The organism is Kitasatospora sp. NPDC059571 (assembly GCF_042735675.1).
Lineage (GTDB): Bacteria > Actinomycetota > Actinomycetes > Streptomycetales > Streptomycetaceae > Kitasatospora.
The window spans coordinates 1-5,703 of sequence record NZ_JBHWBW010000494.1 but is presented as its reverse complement, the minus strand read 5'-3'; the positions used below and the strand labels follow the sequence as shown (position 1 = coordinate 5,703).

At 75.8% G+C, this 5,703-nt stretch carries 3 protein-coding genes and 1 pseudogene; 2 read left to right on the top strand and 2 right to left on the bottom strand.

Annotated features, from left to right (window positions below; genetic code table 11):
• The coding region (locus tag ACFV0G_RS33775; protein ID WP_380556241.1) for an RNA polymerase sigma factor at nucleotides 1-1,097 on the bottom strand (1,097 nt) is incomplete at its 3' end.
• Between the two features lie 211 nt (nucleotides 1,098-1,308).
• Nucleotides 1,309-2,091: a TetR/AcrR family transcriptional regulator gene (locus ACFV0G_RS33770; RefSeq protein WP_380556239.1), complete on the bottom strand. Its 783-nt coding sequence runs from the start codon at nucleotides 2,089-2,091 to the stop codon at nucleotides 1,309-1,311.
• A gap of 523 nt (nucleotides 2,092-2,614) precedes the next feature.
• Between ACFV0G_RS33770 and ACFV0G_RS33765 the strand changes: the two genes are divergently transcribed.
• Entirely contained in the window at nucleotides 2,615-3,913 is a 1,299-nt protein-coding gene (locus tag ACFV0G_RS33765; RefSeq protein WP_380556237.1) for an NAD(P)/FAD-dependent oxidoreductase, read from the top strand.
• Between the two features lie 255 nt (nucleotides 3,914-4,168).
• A pseudogene (locus ACFV0G_RS33760) lies at nucleotides 4,169-5,434 on the top strand (PP2C family protein-serine/threonine phosphatase); the annotation flags it as partial.
• Between the last annotated feature and the right edge of the window lie 269 nt (nucleotides 5,435-5,703).

The window sequence follows — 5,703 nt, the reverse complement described above, 5'->3', positions numbered from 1 at the left end:
GCACCCGAGGCCGCACCGCCGGAGGCGGCCCCGGCGGCCGCGGCACCCGCCGCGGCCACGGCCGTGCCGCCGAGCACCGCGCCGGCGGCCGCCGCGACCGTGACGTAGCCGCCGCCGACCCAGAGCAGCACACCGCCGGGCAGCACCGCCCGCAGACCGTGGTTGATGTCGGCCAGTTCGAGGCAGGCCGCGGTGCAGCGGGCGCAGCCCTGCACGTGCCGCCCGACGTCCGCGGACGCCCGCTTGCGCAGCGACCCCCTGGCGTACGCCCCGAGCCGGCCGGCGTACTCGGCACAGCCCTGCTCCTGGCTGCCCGAGACGTGCGCCTGGAGGAAGGCGGCGGCGAGCCGGTCCCGGGCCCGGTGGGCCTGGACGGCGGTCGCGTTCGCGGTCTTGCCGAGCAGCACGGCCACCGCCTTGGGCGACTCCCGCTCGACCTCGGTGTGCCAGAGCACCACCCGGTCGTCCTCCGGGAGCCCGGCGTACGCCCGCATCACCATCCGCCGGTCGGCGAGGGCGATCGCCCAGGCGTCCGCACCCGGGTCGGCCAGGTCGTACTCCACGGACGATGCCGTGGCCTGCGCGAACGCGCCGAAGTCGTCGACGAGTTGCTCACGGCGCTCGCTGCGCGCCCAGGCCGCCGCCACATTGCGCACCGCCGTCAGCAGGTACGCACGGACCGCGAAGTCCGGCCCGCGGCCCGACTTCAGCGCCTGCAGGGTCCGCGCGAACACCTCGCCCGCGAGGTCCTCCGCGGTGAAACTGTCCCGGCAGCAGCTGCGCGCGTACCGGCGCACCGGATCGACGTGCCGCCGGTAGATCTCCTCGTAGGCGGAGTCGTCCCCGGAGCGCACCCGAGCCGTCAACTCGGCATCCGAAGGCGGGCGTTCACCGTCCACCGGATCGGCAGGGGCCGGCACGGCCGCCCGCACGGGCGGCTCCTCGCCGACGAACGCCTCCGGCGTCACCCCGCCCCGCCCGGCCGGCGCCTGCCCCGGCACCCGCCCCACCAGCGACTCGCGCAGCGGCGCACCGGCCTGGTCCGGGACCTGCCCGGACGCGCCGGAACCCGGCTCGTTCTGCTCCTCGGTGCTCACCGCGGCCTCCCCGCAGCCGCCCCGCGCCGGCCCGCCGCGGCACCCCCGGCCGCCCGCGGGCAGCCGGCCGCCGGAACAGCACGCATCGGGACAATGGCTGCAAGCACGGGCAAAGAATGGCATAGCGCAGCGCGCCCCGGTAGCCGCACCAGCGTGTCCCACCCGTACGGGAGACCCGCCGACCGCCGCCGGGCGGCGTCAACTCCCTGGCTCAGCGCGCCTGCAGACCGTACAACAGGATCTGCAGCAGCCGGTGTGCCGGATCGTCGCCGGGTTGACCCGATGTCGGATCCGCGGCCGCCGCGTGCACCGGCACCGCCGCCGTCAGCACCAGCACCACATCCGACACCGTCACCCCGGACCGCAGTTCACCCGCGGCCGCCGCTCGCGCGACCAGCGCCGCCACCAACTGCAGCAGCAGCCGCGGATCGGCATCCGCCTCGCCGCCCGCCGGCGCCTCCGACTCCGGGACGGCCCGCTGCTCCGGGACGAGGGCCAGCTCCGCCGCGTACCGGAAGGCCTCCGGGGGCAGCAGCCGGCCCGCGCCCGACGCCACCGCGCGGCCCAGGAAACCCGCCAGCGACTCCCACGCCGCCGCCCGGCCGTACAGCGACTCCCGGGCCTGCGCGGTCAGCCACGCCACCTCCTCGGCGGCGATCCGGCGGACCAGCACCTCCTTGCTCGGGAAACGCCGGTACACCGTGCCGACGCCGACCCCGGCCCGCCGTGCCACCTCCTCCATCGGCGCGTCGTAGCCGAGTTCGCCGAACACCTGACGGGCCGCCCGCAGCACGCTCTCCAGGTTGCGGCGGGCATCCACCCGCAGCCGCCCGGGCCGGCCCTCCGGGACCGCCCCGTCGCGCGCCGACGGCCCGCCCGCCCCGAGCGACTCCGGCCCCACCGGGCCGCGCTGCTCCGGTACCGAGCCCGCCGCGGCACTCCGGCCCTGCACCGGCGCCGCCAGGCCGCCGGCTCCGCGCTCCTGATCCGTCACGTCAACCCTCCCCCGCAGGCGGCCGAAGCGCGCCTGCCCAACCGATCGCACCCCCCGGTGCGTCCTGCCACCGTCCGCAGCGCACCGGGTGCGGACTACCTTCCCCGCTTCATCGCCGGCCAGTCGGCCCCGGATCCGCGGCGGCCGATCCGGGCCGGCCGGCCGAGAGCCGGCCGTCGGTCCCGACCGGACACAATCCGACCATAGTTCAGGCGAGTTCGTGGCAGAAGCGGACCTTACGCCGCCGCCCGTACCCGCACGGTCCGCCGCCGGCACGGCCCGGCCCGCCCAGGACACCGGCAGAACCGCCCGGCCGTACCGGGACAACCCGCCACCCGCACCGCAAATCCGGCAACCGCCGCCACATCCGTCCCACCCGATCCGGTCCGCACTGTGGACAAGAGCACCTCCCACGGTGCGTTATTGGAGGGCGCCCCGGGCGGGCGTGAACCAGGTCACACACACCACACCCGGCAGGGGGTGCCCCATCAGGATCCTCGTCGTCGGCGGCGGCTGTGCCGGCATGTCGGCCGCCCTCGGACTCCAGCACGCCCTCGGCCCCCGGCTTCGCACCGGCGAGGCCGAGATCACCGTGGTCGAACCGCAGCCCTACCTCACCTACCACCCCCTGCTCGCGGAGGTCGCCGCCGGCAGCATCGACCCCCGCCACGTGGTGGTCCCGCTGCGCCGCGTCCTGCCGGACTGCCGGGTGCTGACCGCCCGGATCAGCCGGATCGACCACGCCACCCGCCGAGCCTGGGTGGACGCCGCCCCCCGCGGCGAGGAGGGCCGGATCTCCGAGGTCCGCTACGACCACCTGGTGGTCGCCCCCGGCTCGGTCTCCCGCATCGCCCCCGTCCCCGGACTCGCCGAGCACGGGCTCGGCTTCGGCAGCGTCGGCGAGGCGGTCGCCCTCCGCAACCACGTGCTCGAACAGCTCGACCTCGCCTCCTCCACCCGCGACCCCGAGCTCCGCCAGGCCGCCCTCACCTTCGTCTTCGTCGGCGCCGGGTACGCCGGCGTCGGCGCGCTCGCCGAACTGGAGGACATGGCCCGGTACGCCGTCCGCGGCTACTACAACCTCGCCCCCGACGACCTGCGCTGGGTCCTGGTCGAGGCCACCGACCGGATCCTCGCCGGGGAGTCGCCCGACCTGGCCGCCCACACCCTCGCCGAGCTGCGCGAACGCAGCGTCGACGTGCGTCTCGGCACCACCCTGGAATCCGCCGCCGACCGGCTGATCACCCTCTCCGACGGCAGCCGGTTCGCCGCCCGCACCCTCGTCTGGACGGCCGGTGTCCGCCCGGCCCCGCTGCTCGCCGACACCGACCTCCCGCTGGACGCGGCCGGCCGGGTCCGCTGCCTGGACACCCTCCAGGTCGCCCACCCCGACGGCACGCCACTGGACGGGGCCTGGGCGGCCGGCGACTGCGCGGCCGTCCCCGACCCGGCGGCGGACAACCTGCTGTGCGCCCCCAACGCCCAGCACGCGCTGGCCCAGGCCCGACTGCTCGCCGCCAACCTCGCCGCCGAGCTCGACGGCCGGCCCACCGCCGGCTACCGGCCCGAGCGGATCCACTGCTCGACCTCCCTCGGCCTCGGCCGCGCCGTCGCCCACACCAGCCGGGGTCGGCTCACCGGGCGCCGGGCCTGGTGGCTGCACCGCGCCCGCCACCTGCGCAGGCTGCCGAGCCTCGACCGCCGGGTCCGGGTCCTCACCGACTGGCTGCTGGGCGGCATCTTCAGCCGCGAGGTGGTCTCGCTCGGGTCCGTGGAGCACCCCCGCTCCGAGTTCGAGTCCGGATTCCCGGAGCGGCGCTGACCGGCCGCACCGCCCCCCGGCGCGCGATCACCGCCCGAAACCGAACGCGCCGAGGGGGCGGAACGGCTTCCGAAACCGCACCCGGGCCTGGAAGGATCAGCCCGACCGGTCATTACGGCGCGTGCCGATGCAAGCACATCATGTGACGATCCGTCAGAATGGTGGACCACCCGGTCGTCGCCCCCGCCGACCTGCAGGAAAGCCCGACCACCCCCACGATCCACCCGACCCCCACGACCGAGGAAGCGGCCGACGTTGAACCTCATGCGCTGGAGTGCCCGGCTCACCGGAGCCCCGCGACGCGCCCCCGCGCCCTCGCCCGCCGCCCCCTCCTCCGCCGCGAACGCCACTGTCGAGCCCGTCAGCCTCCCCGGCCCCCGCGACCCCGCCACGGCCCCCGGCCCCCTCGACCACCGCGAGATCCACGAGCTGTACGGGCTGCGCGACGTGCTCGAACGCCTGCCCGCCCCGGTCGCCGTCACCTACGGCCCCCTCCACCAGCTCGGCTACGCCAACAACGCCTACCGCGAGCTCTTCGGCGGACGCGCCGTCGGCCGCCCCGCCGCCGAAGCCCTCCCCGAGCTCGCCACCCTCGGCGTCCTCCCCCTGATGGACCAGGCCCTGCGCAGCGCCCGCCCCCGCAGCGTCAAGGCCCGCAGCATCCCCGGACCCGCCGGCAGCCGCTACTACAACGTCTCCTGCGTCCCCCTCTCCGACACCACCGGCCCCGGCCCCGGCGCGGCCGGCCTCCTCGTCTACGCGGCCGACGTCACCGACCAGGTCCAGGCCGCCGGCCGGGTCCGCGAGGCCGAACGCCGCCAGCGCGAGGCCGCCGTCACCCTCCAGCGCAGCCTCCTGCCGCAGAAGCTGGAACAGCCCGCCGACCTCAGGGTCGCCGCGAACTACCAGCCCGGCGGCGCCGACGCCGCCGTCGGCGGCGACTGGTACGACGTCATCGGCCTCGGCGCGGGACGCACCGCCCTCGTCATCGGCGACGTCATGGGCCGCGGCCTGCGCGCCGCCGCCGTCATGGGCCAGCTGCGCACCGCCGTCCGCGCCTACGCACGCCTGGACCTCCCCCCGCACGAGGTGATGACCCTCCTCGACGGCCTCGCCATGGAGATCGACGCCAACCAGATCGCCACCTGCACCTATGCGGTCTGGGACCCGGCCCCGGGCAGCCTCGTCTACGCGTCCGCCGGCCACCTCCCCCTCCTGCTCCGCAGCCCGGACGGCAGCGTGCTCCGCGGGGAGGAGCTGAACGGCCCGCCGCTCGGCACCGGGGGCGGCAACCACGTCTCCCACACGCTCAAGCTGCTGCCCGGCACGACGGGGCTGCTCTACACCGACGGCCTGGTGGAGCGCCGGGACGAGGACATCGACGAGGGACTCGACCTCCTGGCCCGCACCCTCGCCGGCCCGGCCGGGGATCCCGAGGTGGTCTGCGCCCGGGTGCTGCGGGCCATGGGCGTCACGGCAGAGCACGACGACGACGTCGCCGTGCTCGCCTTCCAGCTGCCGCTTGAACTCGAAGCGACGGATGTGTAAAGTTCTTCGAGCTGCCTGGAGGGAGCACCGGACACGCCGATCGGCGCGGACGGTCCCCGGGTAGCCAATCCCTTGAAACACCACTTCCCGGTCCGGGCCGGGTCGCGCCTTGTCGCGTCCCTGTGCGAATTCGGCGTGCGCGTTTATATGGGTTGCGGCCGGATTCGCTTTTCGGAGCGGGGATCGGCTAAGGTTTGAAACGTCGGACAGGCCGTCAGGGCCGAGGCCGGCAAAGCGAGTTG